General features: G+C 71.1%; 15 protein-coding genes. 6 read left to right on the top strand and 9 right to left on the bottom strand.

The window, feature by feature from the left end; translation table 11 throughout:
* Positions 1–46: 46 nt before the first annotated feature.
* The 4 genes from D7044_RS12920 to D7044_RS12935 form a co-directional block, all read right to left on the bottom strand.
* A complete protein-coding gene (locus D7044_RS12920; protein WP_233564968.1) occupies positions 47–2,590 on the bottom strand; it encodes a DUF6493 family protein in 2,544 nt (847 codons plus the stop codon).
* The gene (locus D7044_RS12925) at positions 2,587–3,921 is read right to left on the bottom strand and encodes an SWIM zinc finger family protein (RefSeq protein WP_120689247.1); all 1,335 of its coding nucleotides are present in this window, start codon (positions 3,919–3,921) and stop codon (positions 2,587–2,589) included. The genes D7044_RS12920 and D7044_RS12925 overlap by 4 nt, the downstream gene beginning before the upstream one ends.
* A gap of 80 nt (positions 3,922–4,001) precedes the next feature.
* A complete protein-coding gene (locus tag D7044_RS12930) occupies positions 4,002–4,835 on the bottom strand; it encodes an oxidoreductase (protein WP_120688983.1) in 834 nt (277 codons plus the stop codon).
* Between the two features lie 177 nt (positions 4,836–5,012).
* Complete coding sequence (locus D7044_RS12935) at positions 5,013–5,531, bottom strand: CGNR zinc finger domain-containing protein (RefSeq protein ID WP_233563048.1); 519 nt, start codon at positions 5,529–5,531, stop codon at positions 5,013–5,015.
* 91 nt (positions 5,532–5,622) lie between these two features.
* Here D7044_RS12935 and D7044_RS12940 point away from each other — a divergent pair, with 91 nt between their 5' ends.
* The 4 genes from D7044_RS12940 (at position 5,623) to D7044_RS12955 (ending at position 13,143) form a co-directional block, all read left to right on the top strand.
* A complete protein-coding gene (locus tag D7044_RS12940) occupies positions 5,623–6,495 on the top strand; it encodes an alpha/beta fold hydrolase (protein ID WP_120688984.1) in 873 nt (290 codons plus the stop codon).
* A 161-nt stretch (positions 6,496–6,656) separates the two neighbouring features.
* Positions 6,657–9,029 (top strand): IPT/TIG domain-containing protein, encoded by a 2,373-nt coding sequence (locus tag D7044_RS12945; protein WP_158609984.1) that lies wholly within the window; start codon positions 6,657–6,659, stop codon positions 9,027–9,029.
* Positions 9,030–9,253: 224 nt separating this feature from the next.
* The gene (locus tag D7044_RS12950; RefSeq protein WP_120675778.1) at positions 9,254–9,577 is read left to right on the top strand and encodes a plasmid stabilization protein; all 324 of its coding nucleotides are present in this window, start codon (positions 9,254–9,256) and stop codon (positions 9,575–9,577) included.
* 380 nt (positions 9,578–9,957) lie between these two features.
* Positions 9,958–13,143 carry a glycosyl hydrolase family 95 catalytic domain-containing protein gene (locus tag D7044_RS12955; protein WP_233564969.1) on the top strand — a complete coding sequence of 1,062 codons (3,186 nt, stop codon included), beginning with the start codon at positions 9,958–9,960 and terminating at the stop codon, positions 13,141–13,143.
* 116 nt (positions 13,144–13,259) lie between these two features.
* On the opposite strand, the gene D7044_RS12960 is transcribed toward D7044_RS12955, so the two are convergent.
* Positions 13,260–13,661, bottom strand: a complete 402-nt coding sequence (locus D7044_RS12960) for a hypothetical protein (RefSeq protein WP_120675776.1) — start codon at positions 13,659–13,661, stop codon at positions 13,260–13,262.
* 286 nt (positions 13,662–13,947) lie between these two features.
* Here D7044_RS12960 and D7044_RS12965 point away from each other — a divergent pair, with 286 nt between their 5' ends.
* Together D7044_RS12965 and D7044_RS12970 are read left to right on the top strand one after the other, a co-directional pair.
* A complete protein-coding gene (locus D7044_RS12965; RefSeq protein ID WP_233563090.1) occupies positions 13,948–14,337 on the top strand; it encodes an ester cyclase in 390 nt (129 codons plus the stop codon).
* Between the two features lie 188 nt (positions 14,338–14,525).
* Entirely contained in the window at positions 14,526–15,644 is a 1,119-nt protein-coding gene (locus tag D7044_RS12970; RefSeq protein WP_199716602.1) for a phosphatidylinositol-specific phospholipase C1-like protein, read from the top strand.
* Positions 15,645–15,708: 64 nt separating this feature from the next.
* Here the strand turns inward: D7044_RS12970 and D7044_RS12975 are convergent, their stop codons facing one another.
* The 4 genes from D7044_RS12975 to D7044_RS12990 form a co-directional block, all read right to left on the bottom strand.
* Positions 15,709–16,449 (bottom strand): hypothetical protein, encoded by a 741-nt coding sequence (locus D7044_RS12975; protein WP_120675770.1) that lies wholly within the window; start codon positions 16,447–16,449, stop codon positions 15,709–15,711.
* A 224-nt stretch (positions 16,450–16,673) separates the two neighbouring features.
* Complete coding sequence (locus tag D7044_RS12980) at positions 16,674–17,912, bottom strand: DUF1501 domain-containing protein (RefSeq protein ID WP_120675768.1); 1,239 nt, start codon at positions 17,910–17,912, stop codon at positions 16,674–16,676.
* 13 nt (positions 17,913–17,925) lie between these two features.
* A complete protein-coding gene (locus D7044_RS12985; RefSeq protein ID WP_120688986.1) occupies positions 17,926–19,227 on the bottom strand; it encodes a DUF1800 domain-containing protein in 1,302 nt (433 codons plus the stop codon).
* 97 nt (positions 19,228–19,324) lie between these two features.
* Positions 19,325–20,089 (bottom strand): hypothetical protein, encoded by a 765-nt coding sequence (locus tag D7044_RS12990; RefSeq protein WP_120688987.1) that lies wholly within the window; start codon positions 20,087–20,089, stop codon positions 19,325–19,327.
* Positions 20,090–20,141 lie beyond the last annotated feature (52 nt).

Here is a 20,141-nt window from a genome sequence, read left to right on the forward strand (position 1 = left end):
GACCGGTGTCGGCCCGCCCGACGATACGGGCGGGCCGACACCGGGGTCAGGCGGCCAGCGCGGTGGTGAGCCGGCGCGCCTCGGTCACCAGCCGACTTCCGCCGCCGCGCGCCACCACGTCGGCGAGGCCCGGCACCTCGATGCGTACGCCCGTCGCGCCCGCCGTCTCGGCCGCCAGGGTGAGCAGGTCGGGCGTGCCGCGCGGCGGGGTCGACGCGGCCAGCAGCGGCGGCACCGCGGCGGCGAGCAGCCGCCACACGCTGAGCCGGGCACCGGCCGCGACCGCGTCGCGCAGCGGCGTCACCGCCCGGGTCAGGGTGACCTGGCCGTCGGCCGCCAGCGCGCCGAGCTGACCGCCGACGCCGGGGGCGTCCAGGTCACCGGCGGCCGCCAGCATCAGCAGGGCATCGAGGGCGGACACCCGGTCAACCTCGTGCCGGGCGCACAACCCGTACGCCAGCGCCAGGTCGAGCGCCGGGCCACCGGCGCCGGTGCACTCGGCGAGCACCGGCAGGACGGTGGCGGTTTCCCGGGCGTTCTCCTGCGCGGCCAGGGCGATCCGGGGTAGCAGGTGGGCGGCGACCAGACCCCGGTGGCCCGGCAGCAGCGCCGACCACAGGTCGCCGCGGCCGCCGTGCCACTGCCCGATCTGCCGTGCGGGCACGGTGAGCAGGCCGAGGGGGTCCGCGACGCCGTCGGGCGGGACGCTGGCGACGAGGGTCCGCCGGAGGGGCAGCCGGTCGTAGCCGTGATAGTAGGAGCCAGTTCGTTCTTGCCGGCCGACCGTCACCACCTGCTGCACCGGCGCGGGCAGGGCGTCGCCGCGCAGCCAGCTGGCAAGCTCGTCACCGGCCGTGGTGCCGAGCGCCGCGGCCCGCGACGCCAGCGTCTCGTCCACTCCGACCGGTAGCCGCAGCAGCGCTTGGGTGAGGTCCCACCGCCACACCGGGCGGTCGCCGAGGGCGGCCAGCCGCTCGTAGAGCGCGGCCGGATCAATGGCGCCGGTGGCCAGAGTCGGGGCAGCCAGCAGTCCCGGATCATCCCGGCCGTCCAGCCGCTGGCCGATCTCCGCGAGCCGGGCGCAGTACAGCAGCGTGAGCCCGGACTGGCGGGGTGGCTCCACGGCCGGGCGACCCCGGAACGGGCGCAGTGTTCGGGTCAGCGAGTCGCTGAGGATGCCGGACCACTGGTCGCGGCGGGTGGCCGCCTCCGCCGGCGCGGCGGCGGCCAGCAGGACGCCGTGCAGCTGGACCGGCAGGTTGAACACCGCCCACGGGTGGTCGTAGACGCCCACCTGCTCGCGCCGCAGCAGCGGCAGCAGGGCGGCTGCCAGCCGGTCGCGGTCGGTGGTGGCCAGCCGGACCAGCCCGTCGAGGACCCGCTCCACGGCCGGTGCGGACCACCGGTGCGCGAGCAGCGCGGACACCTCTTCGGTCAGCTCGTCCACGTCGGTGATCGGTGCCGATGCGGGGGCGGGCGGGACCGGCGACGGCAGTTCGTCGTGGGCTCTCGGAGCGGTGACCGTGGCGACCGGCCGGTGACCGTGCCGCTGCGCGAGGGCTGCCGCCCGGTCCCGCAGGTCGGCCGCCGGGTGATCGGCACCCACGGCGAGGACTTCGGCGATCTCCGCGGCCCGGTCCGGCCGTTGCCGGGCCAACCGGTCGAGCCAGGTCAGCTGCGCCCGGACGAGACCCTTCTCGGGTCTACTGAGAACGGTCCGGGCGGCGTCGAGGACGGCCTCCAGCTCGACCGTCTCCCCCAGGCTCTGCAGGGTCCGCTGGGCCAGGGTGGCCACCGGGCCGGGCGCGTCGGCGAGCAGTCGCAGGTAGGGGGCGGTTCGGTCGGCCGTCTCCGTCGGGGTGGGCGCCAGCAGGTCGTGCAGGGCCAGGAACGGGCGCAGCGCTGCCGGCCGGTCCCCACGCAGCAGCCGTCCGAGCACCCCGTCCAGCAGCACCGACCGGTCCAGCCGCCCCTGCTCGGCGAGAGCGGCCAGCGCCTGCGGCACCCGCTGCCGCTCGTAGGGGGAGTTCAGGTAGTCGCCGATTCCGTCCACTTCGAAGAGCCGGGGCAGCAGCACGTCGAGGAACGGATCGACGCGAAGCCGGTCGGCCAGCGGGGCGAGTTCCCGCGGAGAGTTCCGCCACCACATGGCGTACGCCCAGCCGGAGACGAACGCGTCCCCCGCCGGTGGCGCCGCCCGCTCGGCCAGCAGCAGCGCCTCGACGAAGAGCCAGTTCTCCCAGGGCCGGTTGCGTTGCAGCCGGTCTGCCAGCTTGTACGCCAGGTCGGCCAGCCAGGTGACGCCGCGCTGCCGCGCCACGGCGATCACCGGCTCGCAGTCGACGTCGCGCAGCTCGACCGACCGGCGGCCGAGCAGCGTCGCCGCCTTCGAGGCGGTGCTCAGCGTGCCCACGGCCACCACCGCCAGAGCGGTCGCTTCCTTTCCCGACCACCAGTTGTCCCGCAGACGCCGCACATGAGCCACGAGCTCGTCGCCGAGCGCCCGCCGGGCGGGCTCGTCCAGCCCGGCGAGCATCGACTGGACGACCGGCACGTCGCCGCGGCCCAGCGGGCCGAAGATCTTGTTCACGCCGGCACCTCCGCCTGCGCCGTCACCATGGACACCGCGAGGGCGTGCTTGCACGGGCCGCGTTGTCCCTGGTGCCGCGCCCACCAGCGGCAGGAGCAGGTGAGAACCCCATCGGGCAGCCGGCGCACCCGGTACTCCTCCTCGCCGCTGCGTACCGTGGCGTGCTCCCCGTCCCGGCGCACGGCGTCCTGCTCGACCAGGGCTCGCGCGGCGACCAGACGTGGGTTGTCCCGTTCGGCGCGGCCCGCGTCGTACGGCATCACCCGGTGGAAGTACGCGCCGTCGGCGACGTCGTAACCGACCCGCCCGGCCGTGCCGAGCTGCGCCAGGGCGGCGCGGACCCGATCGTCGGGCAGGCCGGCCGCGTCGGCCAGCGCGGCGACGTCGATCGTCGGGTCCCAGGAGAGCAGGGCGCCCACCAGCTCCGCGTCGTCGATCACCTCGTCGGCGGCGAGCGCGAGCAGGGCGGCGCCCTCACCGGAGAAGCCCCGGTACGGCTCCGGAGAGAGGGTCAGCGACAGCCGCATCGCCCCGGTGTCCAGCTCCCAGGTGCTCGGCACGGCCGGCGAACCGGGGCGCACCGCGGGCCCGTACACCCGCAGGGTGCGGGCGTGCCGGACCAGCCCACGCAGCGCCGCGAGCCGTCCCGCGCCGGCCAGGCAGACGGCACCCGGTGCGGGCCGTGAGGTCAGCCGGAGGGTACGCCCGGCCGGTAGCGCCCACAGCACCGAGCGGTCGCCGGCGCCGGGCAGCCGGCGCAGGAACGCGGCCGCCTCGGCGGCGGGGATCTCGGCGCGTGGCTCGAACCCGGCCGTGAGCACGTGCACCTCGGCGAAGCCACGCAGCCACCGCCCCGGCAGCGGTACCTTCCGCTCCACCACCGCGCCGTCGATGGTGGAGACGGTGAGGTCGTCCGGGCCGACGGCCATGTGCAGCGGCTCGATCCCGCCGACCCGGGCGAGCGCCTCCCGCAGCGGCGGGTTGACGTCGACGTTGGTGGTGCCGTGCCCGACGACGTCGCCGTCGAAGCCGGCCGGGCCGACATCCATCCGGGCGTAGACGCCGCAGCAACCGGAGAAGGACTCGAAGCGCAGCCGATCGCGGCTGCCGGTGACCACCGGATCCAGACTGGCCGGACTGACAGGCTGGTGGTAGCGGGTGCGAGCGACCTCGGCGACGGCGAGGAGGCCGGCGGCGGCTGCCGCCGGGGCGGTGAGGAACCCGGAGAAGAAGCGCGGGTTGGCCGCCGGGCCGCCGCAGGTCTGCAGGTCGAGGCCGGTGGCGCCGAGGGCGGACGGCTGAAGGTATCGGTACGTCTGGACGGCATTCACGGCGCACACCGTAGGGCGACCGACCGACATCCTCACCCGGGGACGGCCGCAGTCGACGCTGAGCCCTACGGGCCACGGCGCTATTCCTCGTCGTAGCCGACGGACTCGCTCACGGCGCGCCACTTGGCGTCGGAGGCTGCGAGGTTCTCCGCGGCGGCTCGTGCGACCGCGACCGCGTCGGATCCGAGCAGCAGGTGCAGCGGAGGGTCCGGGGCCTCGGTGAGGTCCAGGATGACCTGCGCGATCCGCGCCGGGTCGCCCGGCTGCTTGCCGCTCGAGGCCTGCATGCGGGCGACCGTGGGTTCGATGACCGGCTTGTAGGGCTCGCTGATGGGGTGGGTGGTCATCGAGGAGCCGGCCCAGTTCGTACGCATACCACCGGGCTCGGCGATCGTGATCTTGATGCCGAAGGTGGCCACCTCTCTGGAGAGGACCTCGGAGAACCCACCGACCGCCCACTTGGCCGCCTGGTAGGCGCCCAGACCTGGGCCGCCCACCCGGCCACCGACCGAGGAGATCTGGATGATGTGGCCGCCGCCCTGTTCGCGCAGGACGGGTAGCGCCGCACGGGTCACGTTGACCACGCCGTAGAAGTTCGCGTCGACCTGAGCGCGGAACTCGTCCTCGGGCATGTCCTCGATCGAGGCCACGTCCGCGTAGCCGGCGTTGTTCACGACGACGTCCAGGCGTCCGAACGCGTCGGTCGCCTCCCGTACGACACCGCGGGCCGCGGCGGCGTCGGTGACGTCCAACGCCAGGGCACGGACCCGGTCGCCGTGGCGTTCCACGAGGTCGTCGAGCTGCTCAGGGCGTCTGGTGGTCGCCACCAGGCAGTCTCCGGCCGCCAGGACGGCCTCGGCGAGTTCGCGACCCAGCCCTTGAGAGCTTCCCGTGATCAGCCACGTCTTCGCCATCGGCGTCCCCTTCCTCGTGATGACTACGATCGTCCACGACCACGAGGGCTGAGCGCGGTTCTTCGAAGTCGTGAGCGAGCAGGTGACGGGCGGGTGCGGGGAAGCGCCTGAACATGAGTTGGCCTCCACCTCGGTCTGCACCGTCTGCGACGCACCTGCCGTCGCGTAGCCCCTGTTTCAGCCGGCTTGCGGCCGGCGGCTGCGCTCGTAGTGCCGGCGGGCCTTCATCCGGTTGCCGCAGATCGCCATCGAGCACCAGCGGGCGCTGTTGGACTTGCTGTGGTCGACGAGGAACCGCCGGCACTCCTGGTTGGCGCAGGGGCGCAGCCGGCCGGGGCTCGACACCCGCAGCGCGTCCCAGGCGAGCACCGCCCGGGCGGCCGCCGACCGCCCTCCTGGCAGGTCGAGGGTCCAGGTGATCCCGTCGTCGACGATCGACGGCCGGTAGCTCACCCCGTCGACGAAGCGCGCGACGGAGCTGGCGGACCCGTCTCCTCGGACGAGACGCTGCAGCGCACGGCGCGCGTCGAGCAACGCGCGCCACTCGCCCTCGGTGGGCGGCTGGCCGTGGGCGGTGAGCCACTTCCGGGCGGCCTCGACGGCGCCCAGGTCGTCGCGCTGCACGCCGTCCACAACCGGGGTGGTGTTGAGCAGGTCGAGCAGCAGGGTCTCGTCCGCCTCGTCAATCTTCGACACGACCACCATCCTAACCCCCAAACGGCAGTTGACAGGTTACGCCACCTCATGCTTGGGTTCTAACCGCCAGCGCACGCTTTGGAGGTTAGGAATGACTGTCGTTCACCACCGTTACGCCACCGTTCAGGGCCAGCAGCTCTTCTACCGGGAGGCCGGCCCGGCCGACGGACCGGCGATCGTGCTTCTGCACGGCTTTCCCACCAGCTCTTTCATGTTCAGGAACCTGATCCCCGCGCTGGCCGACCGGTACCGGGTGATCGCCCCGGACCACCTCGGCTTCGGGCTCTCCGCCGCTCCGCCGGCCGACGAGTTCGACTACACCTTCGACGCCCTGGCCGACCTCACCGCCGGACTGCTCGGCCAGCTCGAGGTGCGGCGCTACGCGATGTACGTCCAGGACTACGGCGCCCCGATCGGCTGGCGCCTGGCGCTCGCCGACCCGGCCGCGATCACCGCGATCATCAGCCAGAACGGCAACGGCTACGACGCCGGATTCCTCCCCGACTTCTGGCGCACCGTGTGGGACTACCACCGCGAGCAGACGCCCGAGACCGAGGCCGGCATCCGAGGCGCACTGACGCTCGAGACGACCAGGTGGCAGTACCTCACCGGCGTACCGGACGAGACGCTGGTCAGCCCGGACACCTGGCAGCACGACTTCGCGCTGCTGTCCCGACCCGGCAACGACGCCATCCAACTCGCGCTCTTCCGCGACTACGCGACCAACCCACCGCTCTACCCGGCGCTGCACGAATACCTGCGCCACCACCGCCCGCCGGTGCTCGCCGCCTGGGGCAGGAACGACCCGATCTTCGGACCCGGCGGCGCCCGCGCCTTCGCTGCCGACGTCCCGAACGCCGAGATCCACCTGCTCGACGGCGGCCACTTCCTGCTGGAGAGCGCCGGGACCGAGGTCGCCGAACTGATCCGTGACTTCATGGCCCGCGTGACGGCCCGTCGCTGAGGCCGCCGCCTCGCGCTGGGCAGGGATCACCACCGGGACTTGCGTCGCCGCGCCGACACGACTAACCGTTTCATAACGTTTTGTCCGCTTTCTCGTTCCATCTGAGGACGGGTGGCCGTTGCCGCCGTCAACTGACTCGAACGGGGGAAGCGGTGGGTTCTGTGCTGCGAAGATTCACTACGGCGTCGGTGGCGACGCTGGTCGGCGCGGTGGCCAGTGTGGGCGTGGGAGCGCCGGCACTGGCCCAGCCCGGCAGCGCCAGCGCCAGGGGCGTGGTCGTCGACCTGTCAGCGGACGTCCTCGGTGTGGCGGTCATCAGCGCCGACGCGGTCATCGGTTCGGCCACGGCGCCGCCGGGCGGCGGCACGGACACCTCGACACTGATCACCATCTCCCTGCCCGGCGCGCTGGGGGTGAGCGCGAGCGGGACGGTCGAGGAGGTGACCGCCACGCGGTCGCCCGGAGTGTCGTCCGCGCTGTCCCGGGTCAGCGGCCTCAACCTGAACGTGCTCGGCATCGACGTGGTGGACACCGCGGAGGCGACGGCGAGCGTGTCGTGCCCGTTCGACGGCGCGCAGAGCGCCGACACGACCTTGGTCGATCTGGAGTTGTTCGGCCAGGCGGTGACGTTGGTGGCGAACGGACCCAGTGTGGACGCCAGCGCGGCGGCGACGGTGCCCGGGCTGCTCGGAGCGGCTCTCAACGCCTCGTTGACGCGCACCGAGACCACGACCGCCGCAGGTGCGGCGGCGGCTGCCGTACGAGCCTCGCTCACCCTCAGCGGCTCGGTCCTCGGGCAGCCGGTGGTCATTCCGGTCGGCACGGTCGTCGTGGCCGAGGCGATCTGTGAGCGTCCGGACGCACCCCAGCCGCCTACGGCTGCGTCGATCACTCCGGATGAGGGTCCGCAGTCCGGTGGGCAGACGGTGACGATCACCGGCACCGGGTTCGTACCCGGAAACACCACCGTCACCTTCGACGGGACACCCGCCACCAACGTGATCGTCGCCCCCGGCGGCACCTCGCTGACCGCCGTCACCCCGCCCGGCGCGGTCGGCCCCGCGACAGTCGTGGTCACCACCCCCGGAGGATCCGCACCACCGCTGAACTACACCTACCTCGCTGACGGCAGCGACGCCGTCATCACCGACCTGACACCCACCACCGGACCCACCTCCGGCGGCACCACCGTCACCATCACCGGCACCGGCTTCACCGGCGCCACCGGCGTCACCTTCGACGGCGTACCCGGCACCAACTTCACCCTCAACCCGGCCGGCACCGCCATCACCGTCGTCACGCCACCCAACACCGCCGGGCCAGCCGTCGTCGAACTGGTCTTCCCCGCCGGGGAAACCACCGCACCCACATTCACCTACATCGCACCCACCATCACCTCCGTCGTCCCCGACCAGGGACCCAGCACCGGCGGCACCACCGTCACGATCACCGGCACCGGCCTCACCGGCGCCACCGGAGTCAACTTCGGTGACACACCCGGAACCAACCTCGTGGTCGACCCCAGCGGCACCTCGCTGACCGTCGTCACCCCACCCGGCACACCCGGAACCGTCGACGTCACCGTCCTCATCCCCGGCGCCAACGCCACCGCACCCGACAGCTACACCTACCTCGCCGCCCCACCGACCGCTGGGGCGATCAGCCCGGATGAGGGTCCGCAGTCCGGTGGGCAGACGGTGACGATCACCGGCACCGGGTTCGTACCCGGGGACACCACCGTCACCTTCGACGGCACGCCCGCCACCAACGTGGTCGTCGCCCCCGGCGGCACCTCGCTGACCGCCGTCACCCCGCCCGGCGCGGTCGGCCCCGCGACAGTCGTGGTCACCACCCCCGGAGGATCCGCACCACCGCTGAACTACACCTACCTCGCTGACGGCAGCGACGCCGTCATCACCGACCTGACACCCACCACCGGACCCACCTCCGGCGGCACCACGGTCACCATCACCGGCACCGGCTTCACCGGCGCCACCGGCGTCACCTTCGACGGCGTACCCGGCACCAACTTCACCCTCAACCCGGCCGGCACCGCCATCACCGTCGTCACGCCACCCAACACCGCCGGACCAGCCGTCGTCGAACTGGTCTTCCCCGCCGGGCAAACCACCGCACCCACATTCACCTACATCGCGGCCCCGCCGACCGTCGGCACCATCAACCCGGGTCAGGGTCCGACCACTGGCGGCACCACGGTGACCGTAGGCGGGTCCGGTTTCGTCCCCGGGCAGACCACGGTGACGATCTGCGGGCAGACCATTCCTGCGGATGAGGTGAACGTGGCCGCGGACGGACGTTCGTTGACGTTCCGCACGCCGGCCTGCCGGGCAGGTGACACGACGGTCGTCGTGACCACGCCGGGCGGCTCGTCGGACCCGATGACCTTCCGGTACGTCGGTCAGGTCCTGCCCGTGACCGGCAACGCGATCGGGACGCCGCTCACCGCCGGCGCGATGCTGGTGATCATCGGCGGCTTCCTGATGCTGCTGCACCGTCGTCGTAGCGTGGCGTAACACCTCGCCGGTTCGACGAACAGGAGTCGCCTGGGCAGGGCCGCGAGGCCCAGCCCAGGCGACTCCGTTTGTGCGCCGTGGTCCGCTCGCCCATGACGTTTCGGTATCCGGCGGTCAGGGCACTTCTGCCCAGGTCACGTGAGCGCGGACGACCTGGGCGGTGGTGCCCGACGGACAGCCGCCGGAGCAGTCGCCCGGTCCCGTACCAGCACCGGAGGCGAGCGATGCCAGCAGGAGCCAGCCCGAAGCGGGAACGGCAGTACCAGCACATCAAGGCGAGCGCGAAGAAGCGTGGCGCATCCACGGACCGGGCCGAGGAGATCGCCGCCCGGACCGTCAACAAGGAGCGTGCCCGCTCCGGCGAGGCCCGCACGTCGAGCCGCTTGTCCCGGGAGGACGTCTCGTCGGGGCACCGGGGCGGCAAGCGTTCGCACAGCGGCGCGCAGGGGCGCACCAAGGAGCAGCTGTACAACGAGGCGAAGAAGCGTGGCATCAAGGGCCGCTCCGGCATGTCGAAGGCGGAGCTGGAGAAGGCGTTGTCGCACTGAGTCCGGAAGCACCGCGCCGCCGAAGGCCGCCCAGGCCTCGGCGGCGCTTCGTCTGCTCCGGGCCGGTTCGGCTACCCGGCTCCGGCGCGGACTGCTCCAGCTCCGCGAGCAGCGCCGTGGCCGGGCCCGGCCGCCCTGCCGATCGGCCGGCATAGATCCGATGTCTCCACCTCGATCGACCTGCTACCTCAGGCCGGATCGCGCCAGATTCTCGGACGCGAGGGATTGACGCGCAGAGACGTCCGATGTTAACTGCTCGATACAGATGTGAGTCGATGTCTTTCCGGAGTCGGCGAACCCTCCGGGTGGGCACCGTCCCAGATCCGTCTCGACATCGCCCGCGTTTCGGCGGACGCGGCCCCACCGGGGCGACTCCCGGGATGCGAGGCATCATCCGCGACGATCCAGAGGAGATCGTGTCGATGAAGGTGACAACGCCGCTGCGCATCGCCCTCGCCGTCCTGCTCAGCGGTGGCATCGTGGCCGCCGCACCGAGCCGGCCGGCCGCCGCAGCCCCCACCGACGCCGCGTTCAACGCCAGCACCGGAGCGCTGAACGTCAACCGCGCCGCCTATCTGGCCAAGCACGACATCGTCTACAACCGCCCGAACACCAACCCCCTGCACGGCCTCACCGTCGGCAACGGCCGTACGGGCGCCATGGCGTGGAACGCCAACGGCCTGACCATGCAGGTCTCCGGCGTCGACCTGTCCCAGCAGTCCACCTACGCCGCCGGCCTGGTCAATCTGTACAGCAACCCGCAGCTCGACACCGGCTACACCACTTTCCAGCAGCGGCTCTCGCTCCACGACGGGACGTTGACCACCAGGTACGACAACAACCGCACCGTCACGGTCATGGGCGCGCCCAACTCCGAGGTGATGGGCATCCACGTCGAGGACAGCCGGCCCGGCGTGACCAGCGTCGGGCTCGACCTGAGCCTCTGGGACATGAGCACCGTCCAGAACATCGCCGACGTGCCCGACCTGAACACCTGGCGGACGGTCTCCACCTTCGCCGATGCCAGTGGCGTCGGGCTGAGCCGGGGGCAGACCGACGCGAACAACTTCGGCTACACCCTGGCGGCCACGGTCGAGGGCGCGTCCTACACCTCCCAGGTCGTCAACGGCACCCGGGTTCGGCTGAACATCACCCCCACCTCCAGCTACACCATCTGGTTGACCGCGGCCAGCCGGATCAACTCCCCCGGCCTCAACTCGGTGGCCCAGGCGAAGAGCCAGCTCACGGCGGTCAAGAACACCGGCTACACGTCGACGTTGAACAGCTACCGCGCCTGGTGGCACGACTTCTGGGCCAAGTCGTTCGTGCAGTACTCCAACACCGCCGGTGACGCCGACTACCTGGAGAACGTCTACTACCTGGCGACGTACATGATCGCGGCCGGCGGGTACGGCAACTACCCGATGCACTTCATCAACGGCGTCTTCCGCGCGACGCAGGACAATTCCAAGTGGAGCAACGGGTACTGGTACTGGAACCAACGCGACGTCTACAACTCGTTCCTGGCCAGCAACCACGTCGACCTGCTCTCCGGCTTCAACCGTCTCTACAGCCGCAACCTCGCCGCGCTGAAGTCGTACACCACCACCCGGTACGGCAGTGACGGGCTCTGGGTGCCCGAGACGATGGGCTGGGACGGCAACGCCCGCGGCACGATCAACAGCGACTTCGTCAACGACCTCTACTCCACCGGCACCGAGGCCGCCTACAACATGTACCTGCAGTACCGGTACAGCAACGACGAGGCGTACCTGCGCAACACCGCCTACCCCTACATGCGGGAGGCCGTGAAGTTCTACGAGGACATGCTGGACTACGACAGCGGCACCGGCCGGTGGTACATGGCCAACTCCAACGCACACGAGACGTACTGGGACGTCCGCAACGCCATCACCGACCTGGCCGCGGTACGGCTGCTCTTCCCGCTCACTATCCAGGTCAGCCAGCAGCTCAACCTCGACGCAGGGCTGCGCGCCGGCTGGCAGAACATCGTCGACAACCTGGCGCCGTACCAGGTGCAGAACGGTGCCTACCTGCCGCACGACCCGCCGTCCTCGCCGACCCGCAACGGCGAGAACGTGGCGCTGGAGCTGGTGTGGCCGTACGACCGGACCGGCATCGGCTACCCCGACCAGCAGACCGCCATCACCACCTGGAACGTGCGCCCGCACCCGTACGGCAACGTCTGGGCCAACGACCACGTGCACGCCGCCCGCCTCGGCCTGGGCAACCAGGCATTCCAGGGCATGCGGACCATGCTGCAGAAATACCAGAACCACCCGAACGGGATGACCAACAACACCAACGGGGTCTTCGAGTACCTCGGCATCCACCTGGCGGCGATGAACGAGTCGCTGATGCAGTCGTACAACGACAAGATCCGGGTCTTCCCGGCCGTGCCGACCGACTCCAGCTTCGTCGGGAAGTTCACCCTGCTGGCGAAGGACGGGTTCCTGGTCAGCTCCGAGCGGGAGGCCGGCGAGGTCAAGTACGTCGGCCTGCGGAGCCTGTACGGCAAGACCGCCCGGGTGGTCAACCCGTGGGGCGGGCAGGAGGTACGGGTCCGCCGCGCCTCGGACAACGCGGTGCTGACCACCACCACGGCCGCAGAGGTCAGCTTCGCGACGACGGCGAACACGGTCTACGTGCTGGAGCGCACCGCGAAGCCCCTGTCGACGTACACCGGCACGACGCTCACCGGCACCGCCAACCAGGGCGAGAAGACGCTGTCGGGCACCGCCTCGACGCTCGGCCTCGGCGGCCCCGGCGCGGGCGGGCTGGTCAACGACACGATGCTGACCTACGACTCCGGCTGGCACCACACCACCAGCCGCGGGTACGGCGACTACAACGACGACACCCACCACAGCACCACCGTCGGCGCGGCGGCCAGCTACACCTTCACCGGAACCGGGGTGGAGTACCTCTCCGAACGGTTCAGCGACATGGGCAACGTCGACGTCTACCTGGACAACGTCTTCCAGACCAACGTCAACCTCTACGTCGCCGGTCCCCGTCAGGCCCAGCAGGTCGTGTTCCGCAGGACCGGGCTGACCAACGGCACCCACACCATCCGCATCGTCAACAGGGCCACCTCGGTGGGGATGGTCGACGCACTGCGGATCCTCACCGGCGGCGGCCCACCGACGAGCGGGGCGGTCGCGCTGCGGGCCCAGGCCAACGGGCGGTACGTCTCGGCCGGCAACGCCGGGGTCGGCAATCTGGTCGCGTCCGCCACGGCGGTCGGCGGACCGGAGCAGTTCGACCTGGTCGACCGCGGGGGTGGAAACGTCGCCCTGCGGGCCCGGGTGAACAACCAGTTCGTCTGCGCGGAGAACGCCGGCGCCAACCCGCTGATCGCGAACCGGGCGACGGCCGGGTCGTGGGAGACCTTCGCCCTGGTCCGGAACACGGACGGCTCGGTCAGCCTGCGGGCGACGGTGAACAGCAAGTATGTGGTCGCCGAGAACGCCGGGGCCGAGGCGCTGATCGCGAACCGGGACGCGATCGGCCCCTGGGAGAAGTTCGACCTGATCACCGTCTGACCGTGCGGCGGTGCGGCCGGACTCCCGGCCGCACCGCCGCACCCTCACGAGCGCGGGCCACCCGACGAACAACCCGTCAGCGCCCTCGTCGACCGATTCGGGTCGCGGTGCAACCGTCAGTGGTCGTTGAGCCAGAACGCGACGTTCCTGAACTCGTAGTCCAACCCGCCGGTCTCCATCAGGCTGATCGTGAACTTGTACTCGGTGCTCTCGTACAGGTTGTACTCGCCGCCCTGAGAGGCCCGGTGCGTGATGCAGTTGCCGTTGCCGCTGGCGTAGTCCCACCAGCCGTTCCCGAACTCGTCGTAGACGCCCAGGACGACGTAGTGGCCGTCCGCCTGGACGTCACAGAGCTTGATGATGTCGCCGTACTCGGTGAACTCGACCCGGCCGCCGGGGTTGTCGTCGAGGGTGTACATGGTGTGGTCGGCGGCCAGCGCCGGGCTGCTCATCATGGACGTCAGCAGGATGGCCGCGGCGCTCGCCGCGGTCATCCGCCCGAACCTGCCGAGCTTCATGATTCCTCCGATGTGGTCGACCCGGCCGGAGCGCCGGGCCGTTGATGGTGGTCACCGCGTTGCGGTATCCGTCTGCGGTGGGCAGGGGAACAGCCGATCTGCGGAGCGGGTGCAGATCCTGGCAGCCAACCCTTGCCGCCTCCTTGCCACCGAACGGCTAGCCGCCGGCAAGATCCGGTTCACCATGACTTCGTTCGGCGCGTACCGTCGGTGCCCCTGAAACGGATCGATCGAGAGCAGCGTGCGAAGCTGATCCGTGATCAACGCAGACGTGACTCGCCGCGTTGTGGCGGCATTTCTCGACCAGGTTCGATCCGGTCGTGCCCCCGATCGAGCGGTCGAGCTGATGGCCCCACGAGTTCTGGCTCATCAGGTGCATTCGGAGCATGAGGTCACGATCGAACGGACTCCCGCGGACTATGTCGAGCACGTGCGGGAGATGCAGGCGACCTGGGGCGACTTCTCACTCGAGGTGCACGAGTTCCTGGTCGACGGGGCGCGGGCGTACGTCCGGCTGACGCAGACGGGACGCCACCTGGCCTCCGTCGACGGCCATGCGGCTACCGGCCGGCTGGTACGTCAGATCAACTCCGTCGTCTACCACGTCGAGAACGGCGTCATCACGCAGTACTGGATGCAGATCGACCGGGCCGGGCTGACGCACCAGCTGACATGACAGCGGTTACCCACCCTGACCGGTTGGCGAAGGTTCACAACCCGGATGGACGAGCCACGAGTCCCTGACACGGTCAGTTCACACCGGATTTCGAGCATGATCGCGTGAAGATCCAGTTTAGAGAACGTTCTTCCGTTGTCGGGCGACTCGGGGCGGTTGCCGCCGCTGTCGTGGCCGCCGTCGCCGCCGTGAGCGTGCTCTCGGCCGTGCTGCCGGCGCAGCAGGAGGCCCTCGCGGCAGGCGCCGCGAACGGCGACAACATCCGGATGAACCAGATCCAGTTCATGGGCGCCCACAACGCCTTCCACCGTGAGATGCAGGGCGCGGAGCTCGTGGAGTCGATCAACATCGACCCCGGCTACCCGTCCTGGGGCTGGTACTCGCACGCCTCCATCCCCGACCTGCTCGGTCGGCAGAACATGCGCGGCATCGAGCTGGACCTGCTGCCCGATCCGCAGGGAGGCCTCTACCGCAACCCGCTCGCCCGCCAGCGCGCCGGCCTGGGACCGATCGACGACCCGGCGATGGCCGCGCCGGGCATGAAGGTGCTGCACGTCGCCGACCAGGACTACAACAGCACCTGCCGTACCTTCGTCGTCTGCATGCAGCAGGTGCGGAGCTGGTCGCGCGCCAACCCGGACCACGCGCCGATCGTGCTCCAGCTGGAGCTGAAGCAGACCGACGACCGTTGGGAGAAGCTCGGCGGCGCGGTCAGCCCGGCGTGGGACGCCGCGCTGCTCGACGACGTCGACGAGGAGATCCGCTCGGTCTTCACCGAGAACGAGCTGATCACCGCTGACGACCTGCGCAAGCCCGGCCTCACGCTCGAACAGTCGGTGCTGAAGAACGGCTGGCCGACCCTCAGGTGGGCCCGCGGCAAGGTGATGTTCTTCTTCGACAACGGTGGGCCCGGCACGATCCGGGACATGTACCTCGACGGCCACCCGAGCCTCGCCGGCCGGGCCGTCTTCACCCGCGGAAACCCGGGTGACGCGGACGCCGCGATCACCATGGTCAACGACCCCCGCGGCGCGAACGCCGCGACCATCACCGACCTGGTCAAGCGCGGCTACATCGTGCGTACCCGGTCGGACGAGCCGTTGAGCACGGTGAAGAACGAGGAGTTCAGCCGGCTGGACGTCGCGCTGTCCAGCGGCGCGCAGATGGTCACCACCGACTTCCCGACGGTGGGCATGGCCGCCCGGTACGACAGCGACTTCGTCGGTGAACTTCCCGGTGGGGTCTCGGTGCGCTGTAACCCGGTCTCCGCACCCCGCAACTGCCACGACGGCAAACTCGAGCGCTGACGTCCGCACTCCCGGCCGGGCGCCGGTGGCTCGAAGCCACCGGCGCCCGGCCGACATCGTTCACTCAGGCCACCGAGCCGGTGTGGCAGAGCAGCTTGAGCTGGTCGAGGGTGAGTTCCTGGGTACGGTCGGCCGCCTTGCTGCTGATCCAGCCGTACACTCGCCGGTTCGGCAGCTCGGCCGGGGTTCCGGGGGTCACGTCGGCGCCCTCCGACCGCACGATCTTCTCGATCATCCTCGCCAGCTCGGTGGGGCCTCCGCCCCCGTAGCCGACGCTGTACCCGGCCCCCTGCGTCTCGGGCAGGAGGTGCAGGTTGCCCCGGTCGCTGCGCACCCAGACCAGGTCCGCCTCCCGGTCGATGATCAGCGCGTCGAGGCGTTCACCGGCGGCGAGCGCGAGCGGCGCGTAGGTGAGGTGCTGCCAGCTCTCGTGATCGCCGCCGACCGTGCGGTGGTGGTGCGCGGCGACCGGGAGCCAGGTCAGCGGATCGCGGTACGTCTGCCAGCAGGCGCATCCGTCGCCGGAGACGGCGGAGGGCGAGTCGGGGTCGTCACGGACGCAGGGGTGCCAGAGGTTCGGCGCATCCTTCGGACCGACGAGGGTGACGTGGAGGGCGTCGGCGTCGCAGGGGACCAGTCGTTCGAGCCACTCCGCCGCGTACCGGCTTCCGGCGGGGTCGAACCGCTGTGCGGCGTTGAGGGCGCTTCCCGGGCCGATCGGCGGTTCGATGTGCAGGACGAAGTTCCAGTAACCCCTTGCCGGGTCGTGCGTCAGGTGCAGGTCGCGCTCGTACTGGTACGTCATCGAGGACCTTCTCCTTCCTGACCGGCGCAGGCCGGAAGAGTGATCAGCACGGCACAGACAGTAGTTCGATCGGATGGGATGAGCCACCGCTGGGACCGAAGTCCCGCCGTACGATCCGACATCGCCCCGCAGTCGCCTCGCCGATCAGCCCACAGTGGAGGCAGTCCGGTGCGCCGCCCGTCCACGCCGGAAGTCGCGCCCCAAGAACGCCCGCACGGCAGCCGTCAGAGCACGCCGTCGAGGCGTCCCCGCCAGCCCGCCAGGACCTTGCCGGGGTCGGTGGCCAGCACCCGGTCGAGGATGGTCGCGTAGACGTCCCGGAAGTCGGTGGTGAACTTCAGGTCACCGTCGTCGAGGTCGGTGAGGCTCGGCGGCTCGCCGTAGAGGCCGCCGCGCACCGGCGCGCCGACGAGCAGCGCGTTCGAGGCGGTGCCGTGGTCGGTGCCGTCCGAGGCGTTGGCGCGCACCCGCCGGCCGAACTCCGAGTAGATCATCACGACGACCTTGCGGCCCGCGTCGGTGCGCGACATCCGGTCGACGAAGCGGTCCACCGCCCGGTCCAGTTGCCCGAGCAGCACCTCCTGCAGTTGCTTCTCGTCCGCGTGGGTGTCGAAGCCGCCGAGCGACACCGAGAAGACCCGGGTGGAGACACCCGCGTCGATGCACTGCGCGACGAGGTCGAGCTGGGCGTCCAGGGAGGACCGGGCACCGCCGGTCGCGGTGGCGGGGGCCGCCTCCCCCTCGCTCCCCTCCCCCGGCTCGGCCGCGTCGCGTACCCCCTTGATCATGTCGTCGACGGCGTGCAGGTCGGCGAAGCAGGCCGCGGCGCGGGCCCGGGCCGGCGAATCGTCCGGCGCGGCGGCGGCGAGCGCGGTCAGCGTCGGTTGCGTCAGCCCCCTGGCCGCCTTGCGTTCGGTCACCGGCACCGACGCGCCGGCGCTCCTCTCCCCGGCCAGCAGCGGTGGCAGCGCGGGCTCGAAGGAGACCGCGAGTCGCGGATCCCCACCGGCGTCGTCGAGCCACCGGCCCAGCCAGCCGGTGGTGCCGGGGCGATCCGGCTGGGCGGTGTGCCAGATGTCCATGGACCGGAAGTGGCTGCGGTCGGGCTTCGGATAGCCGACGCCCCGCACCACCGCGAGCTGTCCCTCGCCGAAGCGCCGGTGCAGGCCGGTCAGCGCGGGGTTGAGACCGAACCCGTCGTCGAGCCGCTTGACCTCCTCCGCCTGGTACGCCAGGTCGGGGCGCGCATCCTGGTACGCGGCGTCGGCGTACGGGATGACGGTGTTCAGGCCGTCGTTGCCGCCGTAGAGGGTGACCAGGACCAGGGTGCGGGCCTCAGGGTCGCGGTCACCGGCGGTGGCGAGCAGGTCCTCCAGGCGGTACGCGGCGGCGCCGGCTGCGAGCGCGGTCGCACCGACCACGCCGCTGGCCACCAGGAACCGCCGTCGGGTCAGGGTGTCCACGAATGTCTCCTTCTCAACTCACCGCGTACTCGGGACTGACCAGGCCGGTCACCAGCAGCCGGCGTGGGTCGTCCGCCAGCGGGGTCAGCGCGGCCCGGGTGCGCGCGCTCCATCTGTCGACCACGAGCAGTCGGGCCAGGGCGTCGGGACGCCCGGCGGTCGGCGCGGCGGTGAGCCGTGCCAGGACCGCCGGGGCGGCCGCACCGGCGAGCTGGTTGGCGAGGCGCAGTCGGGCCTGCAACGACGAGGTGGTCAGCCAGGCGGTGCCGGCCGGCCAGCCGCCGACGCTCGGTGGGCGCAGCGGCATCTGGTCGAGGGCGTTCAGTCCGGCCATCAGTTGCCGCCGGCCCTGCTCGGGCAGCGCGGACGGTCGTACGCCCAGCTGGCGGGCCGCGCCGACCAACCACTCCACCGGCTGTTTCACCAGGTTGTCCCGGGTCTGCGGGAAGGTCGGGGCGGTGAACAGGCGACGCAGCACGGTGACCGTGTCCGGGCCGGTGATGCCTTCCGGGGGCGGCACGTCGACGCCGGCGTAGCGGAACCAGAGGCGGCTTGCGATGAACCGGGCGGCCTCCGGGCGGCCGGCGAGCAGCCGCGCGTACGACCCGGCGTCGAAGGCTCCCCGACTCCCGAGGATCGTCTTCGGCGCCTTGTCGTGGCGTCGCTCTTCGAACCGAGCGACGGCGGTGCGCCGGTCGACGAGCCAGCCGGTGAGCGCCCGCGCCCCCTCCTTCACGTCGGCCTCGGTGTAGCCACCGCCGATGCCGAGCGTGAACAGCTCCATCAGCTCCCGGGCCAGGTTCTCGTTCGGCGCCTTGCGGGTGTTCTTCTGCCCGTCCAGCCAGAGGATCAGGGCCGGGTCACGCACCATCGCCTCCACCAGCGGGGCCAGCGGGCCCCGTCCCAGCCGGCGCAGGGTGTCGAGCTGGCGCAGCATCAGCGAGGCGGCGCGGACCTTCTGCACGCTCGTCGCCCAGTGGCCGTGCCAGAAGAACAGCAACTTCTCGTCGGTCTGGTGCTCGGCGGCGACCATCCGGTCGAGCCACCACTCGGTCACCGCGGTGACCTGCTCGCGTCGCTGCTGGTTGGCCTGCTGGCGTTGCTCGCGGCTCGCCCCCTTCTCCAGGTGGGCGGCCGGGTCGGGGCCGAGCGTCGGTGTCGGTGTGGCCGCCGCGCCCCGGTCGGTACCGCTCGGGGTGAGCAGCCGGTTGAGCGTGGCCGGGTAGCCGGCCCGCTCCGCGGCGTCGACCTCCTCGGCGGTGGGTCCGAAGGTCGCCCGGCGTAACAGGTGCGCGACCGCTTCCCGCTCCGTCATGTGACCCGACGCTAGACCATCTATGTTCGAGGACGGTCAAGGCGAGGTGCGGGACGGGTCTGGCCGACCGAGGCCAATCCGTGCCGCACGGCCGGTCTCAGCCACCGAGGCCGAGCTGGGGATACAGGGCGGCTGGCGCGGGGACCGCTCCTTGCGGTCGGACGACCTCGACTGCCTTTCCGAAGTCGGCGTAGCCCAGGGACGCGGCCGGCAGGCCGTCGGCCTCCGGGATCACGAAACTGACGAGCCGGCCCTCGGCATCCAACGTGGCACGGAACGGCTGGCTACGCACGGTGTCGGGAAACGTCTCGCCCGGATTCGGCTGGAAGTTGATCCCGTTTCCGGGGCGCATTCGGGTCACGTCGAGCGTCCCGGCGACCTGGGAGCCCTCGATTCGCGCGGTGACGATCGCGTCGATGAGGCGCGCCGAGCCGCCGGGGTCGTTCTTGCCCGGTGCGAAGCTCAGGGCGAAGTCCGACGGCACGCGGGCGGGGTCGAGAGACATCCATTCCTTGCCGACGCCAGGGAGATCCGCGTTGGTCTTCATGTAGATCGCGTTCTCGATCATCCGGATCTCGATGACCTGCCCGGACGCCGAGAGCTTGGTGGCGGCGCGCCTCTTGACGTTGTCGGCGTACGACCGGATCATCACTATTCCCCCGATATCGGTGTCGACTCGGAAGCTGGTCTCGTCGATGAACTTCGTACCCGACCGCAGCAGGTCCACGGCCTCCAACGTCGCGCCGGCGTCAACGCTCGCGTGCGGCGCGGCGGCCGGTTCGTCTCCGCCGCTCGCGCCCACCGAGCAACCCAGCAGAAGCAGCACTCCCACGGCGATCCCGCCGACCGCGCCCCGCGTCATGGCCGCATGCTAGGTGGGGTTCGCAAGCGGGATACGGGCTCGGTGTGAGCGC

Source organism: Micromonospora musae (assembly GCF_003626635.1).
Classification (GTDB): domain Bacteria; phylum Actinomycetota; class Actinomycetes; order Mycobacteriales; family Micromonosporaceae; genus Micromonospora; species Micromonospora musae.